The organism is Moorena sp. SIO3I6, assembly GCF_010672095.1.
In genome coordinates this window covers 1-1054 of sequence record NZ_JAAHHU010001711.1, presented here as the reverse complement: position 1 = coordinate 1054, position 1054 = coordinate 1, and the positions used below count along the sequence as shown (strand labels likewise).

Below are 1054 nucleotides of genomic sequence, written 5' to 3'. Positions count from 1 at the left end.
CTACGAGTCTTGGGTCTTGGTGGGCATTGCCCATTTATTTTATCAGGGAACAATTTTGATAGTTATCAGCAATCCCCACCCTACCATTCTTCCGGAATTCACATTAGCAATGCCCACCCTATGATGTTTATATTAAAAATCAAAAATTACCTAACAAAATAACTAATTCTTATCTATAAAATCCAAAATTATTCATTTTTATAAAATGTAAATAAATATTAAATATTAAAAATACCATTGACTTTTTACAAGATATTAGTAATAATAAAAATGTCCGCTATTTCGATAAGATTCTTGGACAAAAAGCCGCGCTTATAGCTTGCCACCTGGAAGCGCGGCTTATATCCCCAAGCAAACACTATGTTTGAGGTAATTCCATGATGCCAAAAAAACGCTCAACTGATCATCTGATTAAGTGTCAGCGAGCCCTAGACCGCCTTGCCCAAATTGCCCAGTGCCAATCTACACGCCCACTTTCAATGCCTCGTGCCATCACTGAGCGAGAGCGAATCTTGATAAACCTATACAGCTTCTGCCGACTATCCATGACTCCTCGGGAGTTTTATTGGAAATGGCAAGTTAACCAAGAAGACATTGCTCAAATCTGCTGCCGCTCAACTTACGCTGTTAACAGTTGGCTCGCTCAAAGTTCTCGCTATAAATCTCCTTCTTCCGATTCCTTATACCATCTGGCCTTAATGGATTTTCTCTTGGAAAATTTTGAGGCAATTCCACAAGAGTTATTGAATCAACTCTGCTCGAAAGTTGAAGAAGGTTGACAGAATTAAGAATTAAGAATTAAGAATTAAGAATTAAGAATTAAGAATTAAGAATTAAGCTTTTGTAGGGTGGGCATTGCTTGAAACCAACTCCCAACCCTGCCCAAATTCATCTGAGCAATGCCCACCAACCAGGGTACCCATTGTTGCTTTCTAACCCCCAATCCTATCCGAATTCACCATTACTTTACCCACCCAAAGATTTAAGGGTATTGGTGGGCATTGCCCATTTAATTTATCGGGGTTCAATCATGATCAAGCTCAGCAATGCCCAC

The 1054-nt window shown here is 39.2% G+C and carries 2 protein-coding genes; both read left to right on the top strand.

Annotated elements, in window-relative coordinates; all coding sequences use genetic code 11:
* Positions 1-377 precede the first annotated feature (377 nt).
* Complete coding sequence (locus tag F6K49_RS52520; RefSeq protein WP_293111039.1) at positions 378-779, top strand: hypothetical protein; 402 nt, start codon at positions 378-380, stop codon at positions 777-779.
* Between the two features lie 80 nt (positions 780-859).
* A partial coding sequence (locus F6K49_RS52515) for a hypothetical protein (RefSeq protein WP_293111037.1) occupies positions 860-1054 on the top strand: 195 nt, incomplete at its 3' end.